The organism is Leptospira bouyouniensis (genome assembly GCF_004769525.1).
Lineage (GTDB): Bacteria > Spirochaetota > Leptospiria > Leptospirales > Leptospiraceae > Leptospira_A > Leptospira_A bouyouniensis.
Genome location: NZ_RQFT01000015.1, coordinates 176023 through 200258, shown reverse-complemented (window position 1 = coordinate 200258; position 24236 = coordinate 176023). Strand labels below are relative to the sequence as shown.

The 24236-nt window shown below is 33.3% G+C and carries 24 protein-coding genes and 1 pseudogene; all 25 read right to left on the bottom strand.

Annotated elements, in window-relative coordinates:
* On the bottom strand, positions 1 to 499 hold a 499-nt coding region (locus tag EHQ43_RS18530; RefSeq protein ID WP_167481830.1), incomplete at its 3' end, for an oligosaccharide flippase family protein.
* A 30-nt stretch (positions 500 to 529) separates the two neighbouring features.
* Positions 530 to 1525, bottom strand: a pseudogene (locus EHQ43_RS18525) (O-antigen polymerase); the annotation flags it as partial.
* A gap of 333 nt (positions 1526 to 1858) precedes the next feature.
* Positions 1859 to 3139, bottom strand: a complete 1281-nt coding sequence (locus EHQ43_RS18520; protein ID WP_135771991.1) for a sugar transferase — start codon at positions 3137 to 3139, stop codon at positions 1859 to 1861.
* A gap of 2 nt (positions 3140 to 3141) precedes the next feature.
* Positions 3142 to 4383 (bottom strand): glycosyltransferase family 4 protein, encoded by a 1242-nt coding sequence (locus EHQ43_RS18515; protein ID WP_135771990.1) that lies wholly within the window; start codon positions 4381 to 4383, stop codon positions 3142 to 3144.
* On the bottom strand, positions 4384 to 5511 hold the full coding sequence (gene wecB, locus EHQ43_RS18510; RefSeq protein ID WP_135771989.1) for a non-hydrolyzing UDP-N-acetylglucosamine 2-epimerase: 1128 nt from the start codon (positions 5509 to 5511) through the stop codon (positions 4384 to 4386).
* Positions 5504 to 6514, bottom strand: coding sequence for a polysaccharide biosynthesis protein (locus tag EHQ43_RS18505; protein ID WP_135771988.1), 1011 nt, complete (start codon positions 6512 to 6514; stop codon positions 5504 to 5506). Before EHQ43_RS18505 ends, wecB begins: the two co-directional genes overlap by 8 nt.
* 3 nt (positions 6515 to 6517) lie before the next feature.
* On the bottom strand, positions 6518 to 7411 hold the full coding sequence (locus EHQ43_RS18500) for a dTDP-4-dehydrorhamnose reductase family protein (RefSeq protein WP_244242895.1): 894 nt from the start codon (positions 7409 to 7411) through the stop codon (positions 6518 to 6520).
* A gap of 6 nt (positions 7412 to 7417) precedes the next feature.
* Positions 7418 to 8275: an NAD-dependent epimerase/dehydratase family protein gene (locus EHQ43_RS18495; protein ID WP_135771987.1), complete on the bottom strand. Its 858-nt coding sequence runs from the start codon at positions 8273 to 8275 to the stop codon at positions 7418 to 7420.
* Complete coding sequence (locus EHQ43_RS18490) at positions 8268 to 8981, bottom strand: sugar phosphate nucleotidyltransferase (RefSeq protein ID WP_135754282.1); 714 nt, start codon at positions 8979 to 8981, stop codon at positions 8268 to 8270. Before EHQ43_RS18490 ends, EHQ43_RS18495 begins: the two co-directional genes overlap by 8 nt.
* Positions 8974 to 9972: an NAD-dependent 4,6-dehydratase LegB gene (locus tag EHQ43_RS18485; RefSeq protein WP_135754283.1), complete on the bottom strand. Its 999-nt coding sequence runs from the start codon at positions 9970 to 9972 to the stop codon at positions 8974 to 8976. Before EHQ43_RS18485 ends, EHQ43_RS18490 begins: the two co-directional genes overlap by 8 nt.
* A 21-nt stretch (positions 9973 to 9993) precedes the next feature.
* Positions 9994 to 11112 (bottom strand): glycosyltransferase family 4 protein, encoded by a 1119-nt coding sequence (locus EHQ43_RS18480; RefSeq protein ID WP_167481828.1) that lies wholly within the window; start codon positions 11110 to 11112, stop codon positions 9994 to 9996.
* Positions 11096 to 11923 (bottom strand): 2OG-Fe(II) oxygenase, encoded by an 828-nt coding sequence (locus tag EHQ43_RS18475; protein ID WP_135771985.1) that lies wholly within the window; start codon positions 11921 to 11923, stop codon positions 11096 to 11098. The genes EHQ43_RS18480 and EHQ43_RS18475 overlap by 17 nt, the downstream gene beginning before the upstream one ends.
* 22 nt (positions 11924 to 11945) lie before the next feature.
* Complete coding sequence (locus tag EHQ43_RS18470; RefSeq protein ID WP_135771984.1) at positions 11946 to 12710, bottom strand: AglZ/HisF2 family acetamidino modification protein; 765 nt, start codon at positions 12708 to 12710, stop codon at positions 11946 to 11948.
* Between the two features lie 3 nt (positions 12711 to 12713).
* Positions 12714 to 13331 carry an imidazole glycerol phosphate synthase subunit HisH gene (gene hisH, locus EHQ43_RS18465; protein WP_135754287.1) on the bottom strand — a complete coding sequence of 206 codons (618 nt, stop codon included), beginning with the start codon at positions 13329 to 13331 and terminating at the stop codon, positions 12714 to 12716.
* Positions 13332 to 14432 (bottom strand): N-acetyl sugar amidotransferase, encoded by a 1101-nt coding sequence (locus EHQ43_RS18460; RefSeq protein WP_135754427.1) that lies wholly within the window; start codon positions 14430 to 14432, stop codon positions 13332 to 13334.
* A gap of 63 nt (positions 14433 to 14495) precedes the next feature.
* Positions 14496 to 15386 (bottom strand): glycosyltransferase family 2 protein, encoded by an 891-nt coding sequence (locus tag EHQ43_RS18455; RefSeq protein ID WP_135754288.1) that lies wholly within the window; start codon positions 15384 to 15386, stop codon positions 14496 to 14498.
* A complete protein-coding gene (locus tag EHQ43_RS18450; RefSeq protein ID WP_135771983.1) occupies positions 15387 to 16340 on the bottom strand; it encodes an SDR family oxidoreductase in 954 nt (317 codons plus the stop codon).
* A gap of 1 nt (position 16341) precedes the next feature.
* On the bottom strand, positions 16342 to 17103 hold the full coding sequence (gene rfbF, locus EHQ43_RS18445; protein ID WP_135754290.1) for a glucose-1-phosphate cytidylyltransferase: 762 nt from the start codon (positions 17101 to 17103) through the stop codon (positions 16342 to 16344).
* Positions 17100 to 17534 carry a dTDP-4-dehydrorhamnose 3,5-epimerase gene (locus tag EHQ43_RS18440; RefSeq protein WP_244242894.1) on the bottom strand — a complete coding sequence of 145 codons (435 nt, stop codon included), beginning with the start codon at positions 17532 to 17534 and terminating at the stop codon, positions 17100 to 17102. Before EHQ43_RS18440 ends, rfbF begins: the two co-directional genes overlap by 4 nt.
* On the bottom strand, positions 17522 to 18619 hold the full coding sequence (rfbG, locus tag EHQ43_RS18435; protein WP_135771982.1) for a CDP-glucose 4,6-dehydratase: 1098 nt from the start codon (positions 18617 to 18619) through the stop codon (positions 17522 to 17524). The genes EHQ43_RS18440 and rfbG overlap by 13 nt, the downstream gene beginning before the upstream one ends.
* 16 nt (positions 18620 to 18635) lie before the next feature.
* Positions 18636 to 20525 (bottom strand): TIGR04326 family surface carbohydrate biosynthesis protein, encoded by a 1890-nt coding sequence (locus tag EHQ43_RS18430; protein ID WP_167481827.1) that lies wholly within the window; start codon positions 20523 to 20525, stop codon positions 18636 to 18638.
* Positions 20503 to 21498: a phosphoglycerate dehydrogenase gene (locus tag EHQ43_RS18425; RefSeq protein WP_135771980.1), complete on the bottom strand. Its 996-nt coding sequence runs from the start codon at positions 21496 to 21498 to the stop codon at positions 20503 to 20505. Before EHQ43_RS18425 ends, EHQ43_RS18430 begins: the two co-directional genes overlap by 23 nt.
* A 3-nt stretch (positions 21499 to 21501) precedes the next feature.
* Complete coding sequence (locus EHQ43_RS18420; protein WP_135754294.1) at positions 21502 to 22464, bottom strand: class I SAM-dependent methyltransferase; 963 nt, start codon at positions 22462 to 22464, stop codon at positions 21502 to 21504.
* Positions 22461 to 23144: an acyltransferase gene (locus EHQ43_RS18415; RefSeq protein ID WP_135771979.1), complete on the bottom strand. Its 684-nt coding sequence runs from the start codon at positions 23142 to 23144 to the stop codon at positions 22461 to 22463. Before EHQ43_RS18415 ends, EHQ43_RS18420 begins: the two co-directional genes overlap by 4 nt.
* A gap of 1 nt (position 23145) precedes the next feature.
* Positions 23146 to 24225, bottom strand: a complete 1080-nt coding sequence (locus EHQ43_RS18410) for a putative sugar O-methyltransferase (RefSeq protein ID WP_135771978.1) — start codon at positions 24223 to 24225, stop codon at positions 23146 to 23148.
* Between the last annotated feature and the right edge of the window lie 11 nt (positions 24226 to 24236).

The window sequence follows — 24236 nt, the reverse complement described above, 5'->3', positions numbered from 1 at the left end:
CATCATAGCTAAAATACAATAAACCTATACGAATTAAAGAAAATAAAAGAAAAAGACTATTTTCTATATATATAATATATTTAATTTCAGTCCTTGATTCAAAAAAATATCTTGGCACAGATAAAAATCTAAACAATAAAGAAAAAGCTAATATCAAACCTATATTAAATGTCGTGGTGTCTTCAAACTTCAAGACATATAACAAAAAAATGGATGCTATAAAAAATACGATACCAGATAAGAAATGTAAATAGAAAGAGAAAGATAAAAGTTCCTCATTTTTATTATAATCTTTAACTAATTCTCTTATCAAAATCGCTTCTGTACCGAGAGGTAAAACGGTACCAAATAAAACTACTATCGAATTGGCAAAATTGTATTTACCAAATATTTCAGGCCCAAAATATCTCGCGATACCGATACCTATTATCAAACCAAATGACAATTTAATAATTTTGTCAAAAACTAACCAAAACGAATTGATAATTATCTTTTTCAAAGAAGTTAAAATGATTACCGAAAAGTAAATCTAAATATTATTTCTGTTTAATTTAATTTTCATAATAGTAAAAATACTAAGTATGTACCCAGCAAGCATTGGTCCAGTAAATGCTGCTTGAAAAAGACTATATATTGACATAAACATAAATCCTGTTAATAACAATGTTGATGAAAAGACACTCATAGGAAGGCGATATGCCAAACCTTGGACAAAAAAACCTAGCAGGAAACTTCCTAAGACTACACCAAAAATTGCCCCATCTCGATATAAAACAAATAAACTGGAGGCATAAGCATTATACCATTTAATATTTCCAAAATGGTCAATTCCAAGATTTCTGGCAGGATGCAAGAAACCTCCAATAATATCTACTTCAGGAATCTTAGAAGTTAACTTTATTAAATTAGGTAATAAAAGGAGATAACGTTCTATGCCAGAAAAAGTTGAGAAACCTAAAGTGAAGTCATGAATAATTGAATCTGGCTGATTCAATTCGTAATCTAGAATATGAAACGACTCGGTATGGTAATCGATCACAAAGTTTTCAAATAAATTTTTTATGTTTGACTGACCATTAATTGAACGTGTTTCGCTTATAAAGTAAACAGAATAAGTTGCAACCAAAATAAAAGCACATATTACTGTCATTAAACGTAAACTAACTTTAAAGTAATTTACATTCGCTTTGAACACAAACAATAAAATTCCACTAAAAAAAATATAGTGAAAGCCAAATCTTCCGGCCATCATAACAGAATCCAAGGCCATCAACACGAGCGAAACTAAAAGCAGTCCGAACTTTTTAAATCGTAACAAATAACCAAAACCTACAAATACACCAAAAAACAAAACTGGCAAAATAAAATAAAAGTATAGTAATGAAAAACTTGATATATTAAAAAATAATGTGGATGAGCCACTGATTAATCCAAACACATCTGATCTATACTGGCTTAATGAAAATCTAGTATTCATTAAATATATGGCCCTTGATGTGAAAAAAATATAAATTGGGGTGAGAAAAAATAAAAAGAATTTTTACAATATTTGATAATTTTTCAAATACTCAGTCCTAGAAATTTTTTTACCAAATCTAAATTGACTCCATTTTCTTCTAAAAGGATAAACAAATAACGTACCTGCTATAAAGCTAAAAAAGAAAGAGTCTATAACATTTTTTCCTTTTGCACTTAAAGGATTAAAGCCTGTTAAATTAAGAGAATCTATGAAATACCAAAAAAAAAACCAAATTAGAATAACAAAGTTAAAAATTGCTTTTTTACCAAACATTTTAAAAAATAAAAATGCAGCACTTAAAAATATGGAAAAGATAATGAATTTGGTTAGCATATTTATCTATCTAGCGCCAAAGCCTGTAAAGATCGTTTTTATCGTTTTAAAGGTAATGAGCAAATCCAACCAAAAGGAAAAGTTCTTTATATAGTAAAAATCGTATTCTAATTTAATCTTCATTCCGTCGACCTCAGCAGCATATCCTTGTTCCACTTGCGCCCAACCACTTATACCGGGTCTAACTACATGCCGATATGCAAAAAAAGGAACATCCTTCTCATACCATTGAGATAATTCAAAGGATTCCGGTCTCGGCCCAATAAACGACATTTGACCAATTAAAATGTTAAATAATTGAGGCAGTTCATCAATGCGAAATTTGCGGATAATTTTACCGATACGAGTAATCCGTGGATCATCATTTGGATTGGTAAATCTACCACCTTCCTTATTGGTATACATACTTCTAAATTTAAGCATCGGAAATACTTTTCCACGAAAACCCATTCTCGGTTGGATGAATAATGCAGGACCTTTGGATTCTAATTTAATGAGGATCGCGATGATAATAAAAAATGGTAAAAAAATTGGAATGAGGAATAAAGCGGAAAGGAAATCAATCCAACGTTTGATCGACTCATAAATTTCCGATGGTAAAAGAGAACCAAAAACATTTTCAGAAAGGTGTTTGATTTTTACTCTTCCCGTTACAAACTCTCTAATTTTTTTCTCTGAATAAACTGGAATTCTCGCAAGTGTACATTGTGCTAAAAATTTTTCCCATTCTGGTGTTAACATCGGACTATCAAAATCAGCAACAATTGCATTGAAACGTTGTCCTTCTAAATCAGGAGTTTTTAAAATTGAAAAAAGTGCACCATGAGATTTTACCAAATCAATGCTGGATGAAGATGGTAAAATCGCATAACGTATTAAACGATACCGTCTACCTAGAAAAAAACCCGCAAAACACCATAGTAAAGTAACGACAAAACTTATAACAAATATTTGTAAGGAATAAGAAGCACGGAAAATCAAAATAAATAAAATAGGAATCGCAAAACATATTATAGTTACAGGAAATATATAAGATACGGATTCTGATGCTGGTAATCGGAACAGTTTCCTTAAACTAAAAGTTGCAATTAAAAAAGAAATGATACTTGCTGATAAAGATGTGATTAAATTGGGATCATTTGCCTTCCAAAATTGTATCCCCCAGATAGGAATCGCTGAGGAAATGATAAGTACCATTCCTCCCGATAAAAATTGAAATAGGTAACTCAGGAGTATACGTTCAAACCAACGAGAATGTCTACGTGTTAAAGGAGTATTTTGAGCCATATTTACAATTGATTCAATGCCTTGATTATTGTTTCCGCAGATTTTGAAGTAGAAAAGTAATCTTCTATTAGTCTTAATGAATTCTTCGACATATTTTTTCGAAGAGTTACATCCAAAAACAATTTTGCGTTCTGAAGTAAGGTATCCGAATCACCTGCAATCGAGATCTTTCCAGAACCACTCCCTTCGATTACTTGAATGATATCATTTCCTGGATTAACTGCACCTAAAATTGGCAAACCTAATTGGCAATACGATAAAATTTTTCCTGGAAAATTGTGAGTTGAATGCTCTGGATTCAGTGAAAATAATCCAACATCAACTTCTGATAAAATATATATATATTCTGCTTGGGATACACTCTCTAAATAAAGAGTATTTTTTAATTTCCGATTTTGGATTGTTTCTTTTACAAGAGTGACCTCATCCCCACTCCCTAAAAATACAAAAAATGCTTCCTCTTCCACTAACATTTGTTCTGCTAATCTAAGCAAATTCTTCATATCCTGGGCATGTCCAATATTGCCACCATAAAAGAATATGAGTTTCGACTGAAGGTTGTACTTAGCTCTAAACTGATTTAATGATTTGTCCTTTGATACAAGGTATGTGTCGGAAGGTGTAACCCAATTGTATAATAATTCGGATTTTAAATTTAACTTTTGGTATTTTTCCTGAAACCATATTAAATTCTTTGGAGATTGAATTCCAATTGTATCAAAAGCAAGATAATTTCTTTTTTCGTGCCATCGTAAAAATTTTGCGATGAATGAACTTTCCTTAATGATTCCGCTATCGATCACCCATTGTGGGAAAAAATCCCTCAAAACAAGATAGGATTTTGTTTTAAATTGAAATCGAAAAAAATATACCAATGGATACCAAAAAATCGAAGGTGAATAGGTGATCACAAACTTATACTTTCGAGAATAAAAATGTTTTAAAAAGGAAAAAAAAGCTCGGTATGGCATAAGTAATTCATTCACTAACCTTACAACTTTTGAAGCTTCTTTGATTTCACCTGAATTAAAAGAAAGAACATTTATATGATCAATAACTAGTTTTTCCGTATTTTCAAATGAACTTTTCCCTTTGTGAATGATTGGTGTGATAACATCGATATTATAACCCTTTGAATGTAACTCAATCGCTAATTCATGCATCATTTTCGATGCAACTTTTGTACTATTAGGCAAATAATCATCGATTAAAATTGCTAAATTCTGATTTCCCTCATTCTCCATTTAAATATTTTTTTTCCATACCACTCGATTTACATATCCCGTATAACTTTGTACCAATTGCACAATTTTCATTGATACATTTTCTGCTAAATAATCATCCACAGTCCCGTTGCCTGTTGCTCTAGATGTATTGCCCATAATAGAAATTTTTATGGAATCGAGAACATCAGAAGTTTTTAGTCCAGACATAATTAAAACTCCCGCATCCATACCTTCAGGACGTTCATGCGTATTCCTAATTGTAATTGCAGGAAATTTGAGAATGGCAGATTCTTCAGTGATCGTACCAGAATCCGATACAACACATTTTGAGTTTTGTTGTAAAAAAATATAATCTAAGAATCCAAATGGTTTTAGAAATTTAATTTTCTCATTCAATTCAATTCCCAATGATTCCAATCGTTTTCTAGTTCTAGGATGAGTAGATACAATTACAGGAAGGTTATAATGATTTACGATTCCTTCTAGAGATTTTAACATCTCCTTTAAGTTTTGCTCACTGTCTACATTTTCTTCACGATGGATGCTGACTAAAAAATAATTTTGAGGTTTGAGATTCAATTCATTCAAAATATTCGAATTTTGAATTTTGTGCTGATAATAATCTAAAACCTCCTTCATATGGGAACCTGATTTGAAAATTGTTTCAGGTTTAATACCTTCACTCAGGAGATACTTCCTCGCATGTTCGGTTAAAACAATATTGATATCACTTAAGTGGTCGACAATCTTACGATTTAGTTCCTCAGGTACTCTTTGATCAAAACAACGATTACCAGCTTCCATATGAAAAACTGGAATTTTTCTACGTTTTGCGGAAATGACCGCCAAACAAGTATTAGTATCTCCATATAAAAGTAGCGCATCAGGTTTTTCTTTCTCGAATACTTCATCAATTTTGACTAAGATGGAAGCAATCGTTTTAGATACAGTATCCTCCGCAACATTCAGAAAATAATCTGGTTTTCTAATTTCGAGATCATCAAAAAAAACTTGGTTCAATTCATAGTCGTAATTTTGTCCAGAGTGAACCAAAACATGTTCAAAGCACTTATCCATAGCTGAGATCACCCGAGACATTTTGATTAACTCGGGACGTGTTCCAATTAATGTTAGAACTTTAAGCATTTAACTCTTCCCGAATATAATCTAATTTAAATAAAAGTTCTTTAATTTCTGAGATTCCTAATCGGTGGGTATTGTGAGAAGTATAATCATCAAGTTCAGATACTTTTTCCTCTCCTTCCACAAAATATTTCTTATAATTTAGATCTCGATTATCAGCAGGGATACGATAATAACGTCCCATATCAATTGCCTTCGCCATTTCTTCTCTTGAGACCAATGATTCATAAAGTTTTTCACCATGACGAGTTCCAATCACTCTTATTGTATTTTGTTTCTTAAAGAGTTCTTTTAATGCTTCCGCTAAATTCCCTACCGTTGAGGCGGGAGCCTTCTGAATGAATATATCACCCTGGTTTGCATGTTCAAAAGCATGTAAAACTAAATCCACCGAATCTTCTAACGACATCAAAAATCGAGTCATATTTGGATCAGTGATTGTTAATGACTCACCCTTTTTTAATTGTTCTACAAATAATGGAATGACAGATCCTCTAGAAGCCATTACATTCCCGTATCTGGTTGCACAGAAAACAGTCCCACCTTCGGGAACTTGTCTAGATTTTGCAACCATCACTTTTTCAGCCATGGCCTTCGAAATTCCCATAGCATTAATTGGATATACTGCCTTATCTGTACTCAAAACAACAACACGTTTTACATTGCGAGCAATAGCAGCATTTAAAACATTTTCCGTACCAATAACATTAGTTTTTAATGCTTCCATTGGATAAAATTCACAAGATGGCACTTGTTTTAAAGCAGCCGCATGAAATACATAATCGACACCTACTAATGCGGAAGAAATGCTATCATAATCCCTTACATCGCCAATGTAAAATTTCAACTTATCATTATTAAGAGATATTCGCATATCCTCTTGTTTTTTTTCGTCACGGCTAAATACTCGGATTTCCTTAACAGACGTATTCAAAAAACGTTTTAAAACTGTGTTACCAAATGAGCCGGTTCCGCCCGTGATGAGTAAAATCTTATCTTTGAACATTGATTAATTCCTTAAATAACGGTTCTTATATTCATATAAACTTTTAATTAACTCTTTCCAAGTTGGAGGAACATAACCTGTTTCACTCTTAAACTTATCTGAGTTGAGTGAACGATTTATTTTCACCTCATCAGAAGGTATGATATCAATATCCTTTGAATAAATTTCCTTTACTAGTGTAAGCAAATTGTATTTAGCAATGGGATCAACAGATACATGATACAATCCTTTTAGTTTTTGATTAGGAATCACTAATTTCCCAATGACTTTTGCTAATTCGTTTGTTGGCAAACCAGAAAAAATTGCATGTTTGTAACCCTTTACAGAAGAATTAGAATTCAAAAACCAATCTAGTAAAGACCTACTGGAATTAATTTCATGTCCAATGATAGATGTACGAATTGTTACAACATGTTCTTGGTCCTTAATTTCCCCGAGCGCTTTGGAAACTCCATATAAATCAACTGCGTTCGTTACGTCTGATTCAAGATAATTTCCATCTTCACCATTAAATACACAATCTGTACTAATTAGTATCAGCCGAGCTCCTACCAAAAAACTTAAATTCGAAAGTTTATGAGGTAATAACGAATTAATGGGAATTACTACTAACGGCTCTTTTGCAGATGACTTTTGTTTAATAACTCCAACACAGTTGATGACAACTGAAGGTTTCACTTCACCAAACAAAGAAACTAAGTCATCTTGATTTTGAACATCTACATTGGAGATAATTTTCTTTAATTCGGATTCATTGAAAAAATTTAGAGAATTTGAGGATCTGACAGTACCAAAAACTTCATAATCTAATTCACTTAGAATCTTAAACAAGGCACTTCCCAACATGCCTGATACACCAAGTATCAAAATCCTTTCTTTTTCCCTTATTTGTAACATATAAACCTAATCAAACTTCCGAAGTGTAGCGATTGTTTTTTCCAGTCCTTTTGCTAAATCAAATTGAGGGACCCAATTTAGTTCCTTCTTAGCCAAACTGATATCAGCAATAACATCCATAATTTCATTCTTACGTACAACCTGAGACGAAATAACAGGCAATTTTGTATTACAGATCTTCTGAATTCGGTCTATGATTTCAGAAACAGAAAATGAAGTTCCAGAGCCTATATTGTACAATTGAAACTTATTCACATTCTTGATACTCAATAAAATTGCATTTAATACATCTTCAATGTAAATATAATCTCGTCTAGGTTCCAAATCCAAAACTTCGATTTTGTCATTTTTTAAACATTGATTCACAATGGTTGGTATTAAAAAACTAGAACGTTGGCCTGGTCCATAAACATTAAATAACCTTAATATTGTGATATCCTGATCAAAATACTGCGAATGAAATCGACAGACTTCCTCAGATAAAACTTTAGACAAGGCATAGGGGTTGTTGGGAAGGAGTGGATGGGCTTCCTTGATAGGCAGAATTTCAGGTTTTCCATAAAGGTATGCGCTCACAAATATAACTTTCGAATCATGTTCTTTTGCATATTCGAGCATTCTGCTCGTTCCAATTACATTTGATTCCAAAAAATCAGAACTTTCTTTCCAACTATCAGGAACAAAATTTCTAGCAGCTAAATGGACTACATAGTTTACTTTCGCTATCGATTTCCAAATCTCTTTTTGGGTGATATCACCTTTTTCCCGTGGAAATTCTAAAATCTCAAATCCATTTGATTTTAAATAATCGACCAAAGTTTTTCCAATAAAGCCAGTCGACCCAGTAATCAGAATTTTATTCATGTAAAAAGTTATGTTTTAAAAGTTCAAATTCGTCAATTGCCCTTTCATAATCGTCTGGCCTTCCAATATCTAACCAATACCCTTTATGAGGTAAAACTGATACATTCTCTTTTACTTCCAAAAGTTTTAACATCAAATTATCAAAACCAAACACAGTATGATCTGGTACATAAGATAATGCCTTACGACTTAATAAATAAACACCCATACTTACTTGGAAAACTTGTCGTGGTTTTTCACGAAAACCAATTAATAAATTTTTCTCATTGGTATCCAAAACACCAAAGTCAATGAGTTGTTCTCGATGCATCGAAGAAATAGTAAAGATGGAACCAGAAGAAATATGACTTTCGAAAAAATTTGAATAATTGATATCTGTTAGCACATCTCCATTCATCACCAAAAAATTTTCTGGTAGATCATGAATCAATTTTAACGGACCCATCGTTCCGAGTGGCTGATCTTCTAAGGAATAATCAATTTTGACATTCCATTTTTTCCCATCTTGGAAAAAAGCTTCTATTAAATGAGCTTGGTGATTAACTGCAATCGTGATGTGGTTAAATCCAAAATATGCCAGTTGCCGCACAATGACTTCCAAAATTGGATATTCTCCAATTGGCATCAAGGGTTTTGGCAAAACAGTAGTATAAGGGCGAAGTCTCGTTCCCTTTCCACCCGCTAAAATCACTGCGCGTTTAGACATTATAAATGTCCGCCTTATAACTTTTTAAATTGTTTTCATCCTTAAACCAATTGATTGTTTTTTCTAATCCTGATTTAAAACCTGGGAGGCCTTTATATTCTGGTTCCCAATTTAAAATCTCTTTTGCTTTTTGATTGGATGCCCACAAACGTTCTACTTCACTCTTTTCTGGCCTGAATCTGACTTCATCACCTTCAATTTCCACGTCTACACCAATCAAATCGGCAATTGCTTTTGCAGTATCACCCATTGAAATTTCAAAACCATTTCCAATATTAAATACTTCTCCAAAACCAACTTTGGACTCCAGTGCTTTAATGAATCCCCTCACTGTATCTCCAACATAATTAAAGTCGCGAGTTGGATGCAAAGAACCTAACTTAATCTTTTTTTTGCCTGCTAGTAATTGAGTGATAATCGTTGGAATGATGGCACGAGCTGATTGTCTAGGACCATACGTATTAAATGGCCTCACGACAATCACTGGTTGCTTAAAGGATGCAAAAAATGAATACGCTAATTGGTCAGCACCGATTTTCGAAGCGGAATAAGGTGACTGTCCCTTCACTGGATGTTCCTCTGTTATTGGAACAAATTGTGCCGTGCCATATACTTCACTAGTGGAAGTATGAATGATTTTTTGAATATTTAAATCACGGGCTGCTTGCAAAACATTCAAAGTACCTTTAATATTCGTATCAATATAAGTATCCGGAGAATGATAAGAAAACGGAATTCCAATCAAAGCTGCTAAATGCAACACTCCATCCATTCCTTTCATAGCCGTACGAACTCCGTTAGGATCACGAACATCACCTGAAAAAACTTCAAATTTTCCAGCAACTTCCTTATCGCAGTGGTCTAACCAACCCCATGAATTAAATGAATTATAATACACAAATGCTTTTACTTCATAACCATTTCTCACCAATGTTTCCGTTAAGTGAGAACCGATAAAACCATCTGCACCAGTAACTAATATCTTTTTCATTTTAATACCATATTAAAAATTCTAATTAACACCCAAAACGTTCTTAATTTTTTTAATGTATATTTCTTCTTTATATACATTTTTTGCTTTTTCTAAATTGAACTTTGCTATCTGCTTTAGTTTATCAAAATTCTGACTTTCTTTAATAAATAGTAAATTCTCTACAATTGAATCAATGGATCCAGGTATCATTTCAAAACCATTGGTGTTATTTTCAAATACATCTAATATACCACTTTGACCAGTTGTCAATACAACACATCCAGAAGCATAACCTTCTAAAATGGAAACAGGCTGGCCTTCAAAAAACATGGTTGGCAAAATAAATATATGAGCTGACTGAAATAGTTCCTTTTTTTTGTCATCGCTCACTACACCATGGTATTGTATTGTTGTTTCACCTTTGATTGAATGCTGAAAAAAATCAGCTTCCTCTTTTGAATCAAATCTACCTGCAAAATTGAGTATGAATTTAACTTTAATCTCTTTTTCTAATTTCTGAAATGCTTCCAACAGTAAAAGATAACCTTTTTGTGGAATCATATTACTAAGGAAAAGAATGTTTATTTTTTCAGGAAAATCCTTAAATTTTCGCTCAAATTCTGAATCAGAAATAAACATATAACTAGGAGCAAAATTCGGGATTGTATGAATTCTTTCAGACTTTACATATCCCTCAAAAATCTCTAAATGAGATTTTCCAGAAATAATCACACCTCCCATTTTTTGGATAAAAAACCGGTTGATAGCATATAACAAAGAAAAATGATCAAATAATAATTTCTTAATACTTCCGCCATGTAAATGGATGTAAAACTTAGGTAGTAATGAATAACAGATGATGTAAAGTAACAAATCCTTCAAATTTCCGGCTAAAGATTCTGAAATTGTTAGATACACAACATCTGCGTTTTTTTTCTTCTTCCATGTTTCTACAAAAACTCGAAAAATTTCAGATAGTCGATTCATCGAAATCTTTCCATCCTTTAGCCCTTGTTTTTTCAAATCAACAATTGCCATTGAATTTTGAGATTTTAATCCATCGTATAACACCTGGCATACTAATGAATGACCATTTATTGGAGGTGGCAATGGAGCTATAAATAGAATTTTCATTTTGGCTCTATTGTTTTTTTCCATGATATACATCAACTTTCCCAATTCCCTTGGGAAAAAGATAACGTATAAAATTTCTTAGTTTACCATCAAAATAGGAATACATCCTTCTTATTTTTTGATTTGGCCGACCATTAAAACTTGTAACATTAAAATAAGGCTCCCCTATAGGAGAATCAGCAGAGAAATAATAATTCGATACACAAACCCTTTGTTTTTCTACAACGACTGGGCTTACGGAATGCCAGGACCAAGGATTTGTTTCCATAATCACCAAACGATTAAACTTACTAACAATGGTTACATTTTTGTTAACTTTTTTATCCCAAAGCTCAAGGTTTCCACCATAATCTAACTTCCAATCTGGAGTCACATAGTATAACAAATTGAGTGTTCGATAATACATCCTAGTTTGTTCGTGAGAATTATCGATATGTGGATTTAAAAAATTGTCCTTTTCCATCAAACTCAATCCACCCGCATATAAAGTAGAATCAGGAATTTGATTTTTAATTCCTGTAATTTCTTCTACTATCGAAATCACTTTTGGATCTTGGATGGCAAATGTAATATCTGCTAAAATAGGATTAAATTGATCAAAGTTTTTTGAAGTATACTTTTCTTCCCTAAAACTTGACATTTTTCTCATTTCTTCTTTTTTAGGGAATGATTCGAATATTTCATAAGCAGTTTTTTCAGGTAGGAGTTGGTCTAAATAACAATACCTAACTCCTACTTCTAAACTTGATTCCATAAATTGTTTCTTAAGTGTATCCTTGTTTTTTTCTAAGGAATTCACAATGGTCTTTGCCAAATCTTTTAAATTCTCATTCATATATAACCTATTGATCAGTAAACTATTGATACAGATTCGTTTTTAATTCCCGATTCGGATAATTGATAAGAACAGCTTTCAGTTTCCCTTTATAGATAAATAAACTTCCTGCTGCAACCCCAATAACACCAAACTTCGATATGACTGATTTTAAATCCTCTATGCTCCCTGCACCACCGAGAGCCGTAATCGGAACTGTTAACTTCTTTTTAACATTATCAATTAAATCCAAATCATAACCAGTCATCATACCATCTAAATCGATGGAGTTGATGAGAATTTCACCCGCTCCCAGGGAAGTTGCCATTTCAATGACTTCATCTAAATATTTTCCAGTTTTGGTTCGACCATTATGAATACAGAACTCATACTTTTTGGTAAATGTAGTTTTCTTTACATCTAAACAAACTACTACACTTTGACTTCCTAAGTAATTTACCATTTCGGTAATTTTTTCTGGGTTTTCAATTAAGAGAGAACTCACAATTACCTTTTCAACACCGAATCCTAAAATCTTATTTGCTTGTTCTAATGATTTTATACCGCCACCAACACTGAGTGGCATTCTGCATTCATTTGCAATACGTTCAATCAATCGATAGTCTGGTTCTTTTCCTAGTCGACTCGCATCGATATCGATTAATACCAATTCGTCTGCTTCTTTTTCATTAAAAATTTTGACTGCATTAATAGGATCACCTATATAACGAGGGTGATCAAATTTAGTTGTTTTAACTAATCCACCATCTTGTAGGAGCAATGTAGGTATGATTCTTGGTTTTAACATAAATTATAAAGTCGCAAAATTTTTAAGTAACTGAATGCCATTATGATGGCTTTTTTCAGGATGGAACTGGGTCCCGTATATATTCTCATGATTCACAGCACTACAAAATTCAAATCCATAGTCAGTTGCTGCTATTACATTCGCTTGGTTTTCACATTCAAAATAGTAAGAGTGTAAAAAATAGAAATGTGGATTCGTATCAAGGTTCTTGAGTAAATTACAGTTTTGTTTTTTGATCAAAACTTCGTTCCATCCTATTTGAGGAATCATTGGTTTTGTCTCTAAATTTAAAAAGTTAAACTTTTTCACTTTTCCTTTGATCCAACCTAATCCTCTTTTTTGACCTTCTTCACTTGAATCGGCTAATATTTGCATACCGACACAAACACCTAAAATCGGACGTTTTTCTTTCAATGCAAAACTAGAGAGTTCATCCATCACATTGGCATGTTCCAATTTTTCCATCACACTATCAAAAGAACCAACACCAGGTAAAATCAGCCTATCTACGCTTAAAATTTCTTCTCCACTTTCAATCACCTTAAAATCAAATCCGAGACTTTTTAAAATATTTGAAAATGCTTTTATATTACCAACTCCGTAATTTAAAATGCCTATCATTTATTGAATCACCCGTTTTTCGATTCCTAACTTTTGAAGGATTTTTGTAGCGAAAGCGATAATGTCACTTGCTGATTTATAATCACGATAGGATTTATTTTCTGATGTTTCGTAACCTCTTAACTCTTCTACCGAGATATCCAGTTTTGATGCAATGTATTCAAAATCTTTTTTAGCTGTGTCATCATCAAAAGGTGGTTTTGCAATTTCTTTTAATGCATCCTCTCTGCTTTTTTGGCCTGTTAAAATCAAACTGGAATAATGAGCCTTACGTTTATCATAACCAAACTTTTTGGGCAACCAATACCCTTCATAAAACTTTGTGAATCTGGATTCATAATGTTTGTGGCTATACCTTTGCCATTTGAATTTTGTTTCTAATTCTTGTATTGCACCTTCTTTGGTATATGGAATGTAATTTAAAGGTTGGACTACTTTAAGTCCTTTGAAAAATCGATAATAAAGTTTATACTTAAAAATTCCTGCTAATGGAAATGTTTTTAATTTCCTTGTTCCAAACTTTTTATGAATGTCTTTTAACTGCCTTAAATCCGATGCATGGTAATGCCAGTCCAGAGGTTCACGGATACATTCTGTAGAATAGTTTCCACCGTTTAGAATGTACTTAAATCCATGTTTTGCACAGTAGTTATATAGGGAGGCAAAAAATACATGGTCTTGTGGAGTATCCAAATGAGGAACACCCGCTTTAAAGAACGAAAGTTGTAAATCTTTCATTTCTTCCCAATTAACAACTTCGGTTATTAAATCTAACTTTAGACCATCCACAATTCTTTCTATATTATTTACAGCTTCTTGTGAATTCCAACCAGCATCGACATGGAACAAAAGTGGTCTTAATCCAAACTTTTCTTTAGCCAAGTATGCTAGATAAGAGCTATCAACTCCTCCACTGATACCAAGAATACAATCGTAATCTTTTCCCTTACCAGCTTTTTTGATGTCCTCAATCATTTTGTTTAATAATTGAGAGTTGTTTAATTTATTATCCCATTCGGGTTTGATATTCTTATAAAAATTCAAACAATGATTACAAACTCCGTTTGAATCAAACGTGATATTAGGATCAGTAGTATCCATAGCACAATTAGTGCAAACTTGATAATTTTGTTGTGTTTTCAAACCCAACTCCTTGTATTAGAATCAATTAATTTTAAGAGCATTGAAAAGTATCTTAATCAGTATGAATAGTTTGTGTTTCAGATTCAGTTTTGACCACATAACTTGAATGTCTTCAGTCCGAATCTGTTTGGTCTCAATTTGAGCGGTTAAAATTCCATAGTATATCCAACTTGGATACAAATTACGTTTTCCAAAATCAATGAATTGAGACTGAAAACGTAAATGAATTTCTTTCAAAATCGTCAGAGTTTTGTTTGGATTGCTGACATTGCCACCACCTACCCAATAGTAACCTAAACAATCTTTGATTCTGATAAATTTTTCTGTGATAGTAGAAATCCGTAACCAATATTCAAAATCTTCCCAGGCAATATCTGATTTTTTTTCTGAGATTAATCCAATTTTTTCAACGATGGCTTTTCTTACAACTACGCTCGAATTGATGATCCCATTTCCGTTCAGAAGTAAATCCGTGAAAATAGGAGTTTTTAAGTCCCTCGTTTTGACTTTCCTCTTGATCCTTCTCATCGTATGGGACTTTGTTTCCCACAAATCGTGGTAAACAAGATCCATTCCCGTATTCAAAGCGGAAATAGATTCCTTCAATTTTTGAGGTTCCCACCAATCATCCGAATCTAAAAATGCAATGAACTCACCTGTAACCTGTTTGATCCCATAATTTCTAGATTTCGCAATGACACCCTCATTTTGGATTGTGAAATACCGTAAATTGACCTTATTTGCATACCCCTCTAATAATTCTAAAGTATGATCAGTGGATGTATTATCAACGACTATGATTTCCCAATTCCTATAAGTTTGGCCGATGATGGAATCAATAGCATAACCAATTAAATGACCATTATTGTAGGTTGGAATGATGACAGAAACGAGTGGATCTTTTGATTCCATTTAGATTGTAGATTTACCAAAATGATTCTGACAATACAGTAATAGTGAATCTAATTCGCCTTCTAAATTTACATTGTCTAAGAGATGGAAAGATTTAAGACGATCAACATTGTACTCTAAAAAATTTCCATTAGAGTTTTTTACGTTTGGATTTGTTATAATCGCAGGACTAAAATGAAACAAATGATTGGTTCTCGATTGGATTATTTTTGCCATTTCAAATAAAGTGAAACTACTACCAGAACCAAGATTGAATGTATTATGATTCAGCGGATTTTTTTGATTGATGATCATTTCAATTGTTTTTGTAATATTTCTTATAGGAATAAAATCTCTTTGTTGTTCTTCATTCGTATGGATTGTAAGTTCCCTTTTCGTAATGGCTTGTTTACAAAGATCATTAACAAATAACTTCCAACAGTTCACATATTCCAAGATGGGAGCCCCAAATCCATTGGACAATCTAAGATTGTACCCTTCTGTATCACCTTTTGCGTTCGCATAATTGACACCAAATTCGCCTGCCAAATGAGAAGTGGCATAAGGATGATTATTTCTAGGTATTGAATCTTCAGATAGTTTACCAACCAATGGGCTTCCATAAACATGAGCGGTTGACAAATAAATAAATTTTTTTCGTTCATTGGATTTACATGCTTTTAGTAACTTCATAGTACCAATACAATTAAACTCAAAAGAAGCTATCGGATCTTTTGCACAATCTTCTGCACTCATCCCCGCTGTATGGATGATCACATCTTGATCAGAACAAACATCTCTTAGTTCATTGGTATCATCCCAATTTGTGATAACAGATTTACAATTGTTGAAACCGCTGGGAACTAACTTACTTGTCCTTGAACCCAAAGAAACCTCAAATCCTTGATTGCCAAGATGATCTGCAATTCTACCACCTAAGAATCCAAATCCGCCTGTGATTAAAACTTTTCTCAATCTATATTACCCAAGGGGCTCCTTTTGCCCAGAGAGATTCCAATAATTCATGATCTCTTTTTGTATCCATACAATGCCAAAATCCTTCATGATGATATGCCATAAGTTGCCCTGCCTTTGTGGCACGCTCCAATGGCTCACGCTCTAACAAGGTTGCATCACCTTCGATAAAATCAAAAAAAGAAGGTTCAAATATAAAAAACCCTCCATTGATCCATCCTTGGTGCAACTGTGGTTTTTCTTGGAAACTTTTCACGAGGGAACCTTCCATTTCTAATTCACCAAAACGTGCAGAAGGCCGTACGGCAGACACAGTAATCATTTTACCATGACTTTTATGGAAACTTAATAGTTTGTCTAAATCTATATTGGAAACTCCATCTCCATATGTTAACATACAAGTTTCATTCCCAATAAATTTTTGCATACGTTTGACACGCCCACCGGTCATCGATAGATCACCAGTATTCACCAAAGTAACTTTCCAATCGACAGTATCATGTTGATGGGGGTTGATATTACCAGATGATAGATCGATCGTAAAATCAGAATTTAAGGATCGATAGTTCAAAAAATAATCTTTTACAACTTCTGCTTTGTATCCAAGTGCCAGATAAAAATCTTTATGATTAAATTTTGCATAATGATTCATAATATGCCATAAAATCGGTTTTCCACCAATTGGAACCATGGGTTTAGGAATTACATCAGTATATTCTGATAACCTTGTTCCAAATCCACCTGCTAAAATGATTACTTTCATACCACTCCCCAATCATACTTTATCATTGATAGTTCTAATCTGTCGGCTTCATTCGGATCATGCAGAATACTGGAAATATTCAAGATCAAGTTTTTGGGAGAGTTCATTCCCTGAAATCCAAACCACAATCCACTTGGTACAGTGATCCTAGAATAATTGGATTCTCCGATTATGAATTCTGAAAATAAATTATGTTCAGAATCAAAGAAAACGAATTTAACATTCCCCACTGGTACAATTAAATTCATCACCATTTTGTTATGTTTTTTCCAAGCTTTGATATAACCAGATTCAATCCATGAAAAATAAGCTTCCCCAAAACCTTGAAAAGAATCTTCACTGCCTTTTAAAGCGTGAAGTACATTCCCACCTGGAGTCGGGATCTCTCTTATTTGTGTGACTTTAATAGCAGAAAGACTCACGATGCCCATTCCAATCCTTTATTCTTTGCAAATGATTGGTAGTGTTTGATTTGATCCAAAGTTGTCTGTAAAATATCATTTGGATGACTATAATACGATTTGTACCATTCCGAAGTAAGTTTTACTGTTTCTTCAAATCCCAATACTGCGGTCCACTTCAATAGAGCTAATGCTTTGTCACAGTTTAGTTTGAGTAATCCTGACTCATAGGGACCTGTTTTTTCCTTGGATATATCTCGCCATTTAACCAAATCCCAATATTCAGACATCTTCTCCACAAGTTCTAATACACTATGGTTTTGATTGGCAAGAGGACCAAAATTAAAAGGTTCTCCATGTAAATCTGGATTCTCCACTAACTTAACAGCTAATGTTAGATACCCACTTAGTGGTTCTAATACATGTTGCCAAGGCCGAGTTGCATTTGGATTTCTTAAATCTACAGATTGATTGCTGGACCAAGCTTTTACGCAGTCAGGTATGATCCTATCCTCTGACCAATCCCCTCCACCAATCACATTCCCAGCTCTTGCCGATACTATGCGTACCTGACTTGAGTGTTTAGGAAAAAAAGATTTTATATGTGATTTAATTGCAAGTTCCGCAGCACCTTTCGAAGCACTATAAGGATCTGGTCCACCTAGTACATCATTCTCTCTATATCCCCAAATCCATTCCACATTGTCATAACATTTGTCACTTGTAATGATCACACACGAACAAGGTGAATCATATTTCCTCAATGCTTCTAATACATTCAGGGTACCCATAACATTTGTTTCCCAAGTTTCCAATGGATTGAGATAGGATTTTCGAACAAGTGCCTGTGCTGCTAAATGAAAAACAAAATCAGGTTTGATTTCGAGTATAGCTTTCTCAATGGAAACACTATCCCGGATATCGATTCGTAAATCCCGAATCGACTTTTTCATATTTCCTACTTCAAAATGCGAAGGAGACGATAAAGGATCTAAACTTATCCCAGAAACTTCGGCTCCCATTAACTTTAACCAAGTGATTAACCAAGAACCCTTAAATCCAGTATGTCCAGTCACCAAAACTTTTTTATTTTTAAAGTAAGAATCTAAACTCATTTCTTAAAACTATTTCCTAAATCATATTTCCAAAATAAAATAATACAATTGATACATTTAAGATTTTTTTCCATTTTTCCAAATTGGAATTTGTAAAAAAAACAGGATTTCGTTTGGATCGAATCCCATCTTTTTCTATCGTTTCGATTGATTTTTTAAGTTCCTCTTTTGAGGAAACAAAATGTACATCCTTTACACCAAACAGAGGACTCAAATTAACTTCTTTTGGATCTCGTGCCGAAATTACAGGAAGTCCAAGGTAATATGCCTCAAGAGCTGCTGAAGTAACATTACTAGTAAACACAATGGATGCAGTTTTTAATAAAGTTTCAGAATGTTCCATCGTGATTTCAAAATTTAAATTTGGAAAATTGTATTTATCTATGGGGCAAGCAGGATGAGGTTTTACGATTACTCTGTATGGTAAATGCAATGATTCCAAAAGTTCCAACTGAAATTTGCTCACTGAAAATAAATAATCAGTAAAAACCAAAAAGATTGGATTTTGTTTGGATTGAATCTTGTTTTTGCGAAGTGTTTCTAATCCCAAAAACCGTAGTGCTTCACCAGGAACCAAATCTTCTTCTTTATAACCAAAATCCAATAGCCCTTTTTTTGAAAGTGGACCATTGTAAACAATCTTCTCTGGTTTACACTCGTTCTGTCTGAATCCAGATAAATTCATTCGAAAGGAATAACGAAGGTCCCAAAATCGAACGGTAGCATGTGTGACTGCATATATTTTTTTGCTAATGACTTTTTTCCAATGATAAACCAATACCTTTTCCCAATTTTGGTTTTCCAATAAGTATACTAAAATAGCATTTTTTGTGGCAGTTTCTACTCGGCTTTTAATCGTAAAATACGTGAATAAATTCTGAACTGCGATCGAACCCAACATGGAATCTTTTAATTCATTCCATAAATACAAACTAGGTCGCAATTCCTTCTTATCTAACAAAGGTTTGAATCGAAAGGAAACACAAAAAAGATAAATTAAACTAAATTTGATGTAATGGTATATAACTTGCCATAAGACGGAGATTGTTATTTGCTCCACAAGCTTATGTTTAACTTTGGAATCGATGCTTTGATTGAACTCATCTATCTTCTTTTTTGCAACCTTGATTGTTGGGTAAGTTTTACTCGGAACATAGATATGCGAATAAGTCACTTCTATTTGATTTCGATTGATTAAATTGGGAAGTGTGCCCCAATATGCTGATTTAAATTCACTCTCATTTTCTTCTGTCAAGAGATGGAAAAAATAATCATAGATATAAAGTTTTTCTGCAAGATCCTGGCTATGATTGGAACGGAAGTTGATTCCTCCACAAAATTTCACATAACGGAAAATAGAAATAAGTCCCAATACAAAATAAGGTAGAATAGATTTGATCTTTCTTAGACCAAGGATATGTTTAAACCTGTTGTTGTAATCGATGTAAGTTAGATTTAAAAATGAAACTTTTTTAAATCTTAGAGTTAGATACTTAACCAATTCCTTTGTTGCTGGTTGGGAAAGCTTTACTAAGGAACATTCAATTTCCTCTAGATAATATTCTAATACAACTAGTTTAATCGAGTTGCTAAATAAATCTGATTTCCCGTAATTTTTTTCAAAACTTAAATTCATCCACCATAAACTAAAAGTATCATCAATACGAAAGTAGGAATCTATATCTTTCTTGTGGATCTGAATGTTACTAACTTTATCGATTAAGTTTAAATACCTCTCTCTAAAAAAAAATGCATTTACTTCTAATTCATAGGGTACAGAGATAATCTCTTTTGTACTTTTTTGGTATAAATTCCATAAAAATACGAGACCATCAAATTTCGGTGGATTAGAACTCTCAGTCCAAATCAGAATTTGATTTGTTCTAGATTTTTCTTTGGTTTTCAAGTTCTTCGTCTGGGACAGGATTTAAAAGAGGTTCTCCTTTAAAGAATCGAACCACTTCGGAAGCAGCACCAAATTCCATCAGATAACGACAATCAAATGAACAAGAACCCATATGTTCCGTTAATATAATATTTTCTAATTCAATCAAATTCCCTTTGTATGGTTCTTTTTCAAATACGTCGATCGCAGCACCTGCGATTTGTTCCGATTTAACAGCATGAAACAAATCAGACTCATTAACAATTCCACCTCTTGCTGTATTGATGACAAATGTAGATTCGTTCATTAAACCGAATTCTGTTTTTCCAATCATATTCCGTGTCAGATTGGTTAAAGGAACATGGAGAGAGATGATATCGGCATTTTTATAAATTTCTTCTTTGTCTACTTGTCTTACTTTTAATCCCGTATCTTGCATGATTTCTTGGATTTCTTTTGATTTATTTTTTAGATCATTAACCAAAATTTCCTTTGGCCTAAATTCTTTCAGAATCCTTAGAACATTACTTCCCACCCTTCCTAAACCAATGAGCCCAATGACAGATTCACCAAGACGTTTTCCAGTGAACCTAGACCAACCACCTCTCCTTAATTCAAAGTTAGCCAAATGGACTTTCCTTGTAAGACTTACCATAAGTCCAATAGTTAACTCCACAACAGCCATGGTCACTGCATCTGGAGTGTATGCCACTGTTATGTTTTTATCTCTACACAATTGTAAAGGTACGGAATCCAATCCAATTCCGACTCTGGATATGATTTTTAAACCTGGATTTTTTTGAATCAAGGGAGTTAAATCTTCTGTACCTGCAATAATAGCATCTACATCTTTTGCATATTCTGCTACTTCTTCCGAAGTTAACTTCCTCTTGGTTGGATTTAAAACAACTTCCCAACCTTCTTTCCGAAGGATTGAGATCGGTTCTTCATTGTACTGGCCAAATGGATATGTAGAAACAAAAATTCTTTTCATTCATTATACTCTTGCAAAAACCCAGACATGGGAACTTAATTTATACTTTTTCAAAAATTCCTGGAATTCCTTGATAGCAGATTCCCCTCTCATTTTCAAAACATTGGTAAACTCGAAATTCGGTTCATTTGAGATGACAATATCAACATCTAACTCACCTGGAGTGATAACTTCAATATCCGAAAAACCGAGTCTTCCAAATAACTCTTCAAATCCTTTCACACTCATAAAATTGATATGGTGAGGTGGGAATATACTATTTGATTTTTCCTGTAACGTTAGAATATCAAATCCTTCATACCCAAGTCCTGTTAACAGAACATAACCACCAGGTTTAGCTAAATTACGAACCGAACTTAAAAAATCCATAGGAGAGTAAACATGTTCAATCACTTCAGAAGAAATTACTAAGTCAAATTTCCCTGACCACTCATTCGAATGTTCTGCCATAGCCACAAGAGTTGTGATTCCCCTCTCTTCAGAAATACGGGCCATACTCTCTGAAGGTTCAATTCCAAACAAACTTGCATTTGGATAAAACTGTTTTAACTCCTCTAAAAAGATTCCATAACCAGAACCTACATCACAGATTAAGTTAGGTGAAAAACCTTTGTTCGATAAAAAATCTGAGATTTTTTTTGCCTTTGGTCTGAATAAAACTTCTCTCCGTTTTTCAGCAACTGCAGGAAAAAAAGATTCGGACCAATATTTTGAAGATTCACCTATGCTGTAAAATTCATCTAACATACCATTGGTGGGCCTTGGATTACAGAATACTGTCCCGCAAGTTTTACATTTATCGTACTGGTATTCTGCTTTTGTTAGATGCAAATTTGTAACGTTACTACCACAACCAGGACAAGGAATCCTTTCAAATTTATTTTTATCTAACTTTTTTGCATCTTTAGCAACTAAATCAAGATAGGTTTTTAATAATTCTTTAGGACGTATTTCGCTTTCTTTCATTTCCGTTTTGAACCTTTTTTTGTTGTTTCGAGATTACGAATTACCTTTGCAGGAATTCCGCCAGCCACAACATTCTCAGGAATCGATTTTGAAACAATACTACCCGCAGCGATCACCGAGTTTTTTCCAATACGAACACCTTTTAAAATGGTGCATCTTGTTCCAATCCATACATTTTCCCCAATTTCAATACCAGCATCAAATTCATATCCTGGATTTGTTAAACGTCCTTCTGGCGGGAATACAACATGGAAATCGGAATCCATGATTGTCACATTAGCAGCAATCATTACATGATCACCGATTTTGATGGTCTTGGACCTTGCCGTAATGGAAGTACCATTCAAGCCAACTCCATTCCCAATCAATATCTTTGATGAATCAGATAATGTTTTGATACAAGTAGGTGAAAAAATGGATGTAGCCATCGCTCTGGAAGAAAGGGAAATGGATGTAAAGTTGTTACCGATGTTAATTTTACTACCAGGGTATTTAAAAAAGAGGAACTTCCCTGTTACCTTACTGTTTGTGCCAATTTGGATATTCCAAAATATAACTTTCAATCGAAAGAAAAAAGTGCCAATCCATTGTAAACAGATCAGGTATACACTATAAAGTGCATAAGAAATTAATTCTACAATGGAATACTTTCTTACAATTTTATTTATTTTTCCAATCATATTAAGGTTTTGTGATTTCCAATCGGATTCCAATTCCATCTAATTGCACAAGTCTGGAAAATCTCGAAACCTCATTAACCAATACTTTTGCTTTTTTGTTCCAAGGATAAAGATGGAATCGATTAGGTAGATCATTTTGTTCTGTTGTAAAAGCGATGTCACTAACTGGAATTTTTTCGATACGATTTGCAGTGAAAAAATGTCCTCCTTTCTTAATCACTCGTTCAATCAATTTGAAATAATTCGTTATTTGTGCATTTGGCATTTCTTGAAAGGAATGACAATTGATCACTAAATCAACTGAACTATCTTGGATCAATTTGATTTGATCCGTTGTTAACAAAAGAATGTCAAAGTCTTTTGGATTATTTCTAGTTATTTCATTCGGAAGGATGATTTTGGCATCTGGAAATACAGAAGATAAATAACTAAAGGAAACAGGTATCATTTCTGGTAAATCAACTAGGATTAAAGAAATACCAGGAAAGTTTTTAAATAGAATCGAAGTTAGATTGCCATTCCCCGCTCCAATTTCCAAAACCGTTTTTACTTTTTTACCTTTTAAGTAAGACTTAAGGATATTAAAATAATAATAATGTAAATAGATGTGTTCTGAAATTTTACGTTTTGACCAACTTTCAAAATCAGATTTGACAGAATCCGAACTTAAAAATAGATCCCTATCCTTCTTCCATAACAAATGATTGATACGGTAAGGTGACAAATCAGGATCAGTGACCACAGCATGATTTAATACCAAATCAAATGCCGTTTTATACTGAAATAATTTAGGCAATGTAAAATAACGAGTCTTTACTCTCTGTAACAATTTTGTTGGAGACTTTAGAATCTTTGTGATTTTAGAAAAAAATCCTAGGATCGGCTGTTTTTCAGGAGGAATGTAAAAACCAGAATCACCTGAAACCACCATTTGGTCCTTCGTTACTTCTGACTTCAGCAATTTGGAATGCTCCTTCCAATAAGAACTTTTGGATTGGGAATTCGTTGATAAAAAGTAATCACTATTTTTAAAATGATCTAATCTTTTGATGTTTTCTGAATTTAAATTTAGCTTATACATTCCGAGGATAC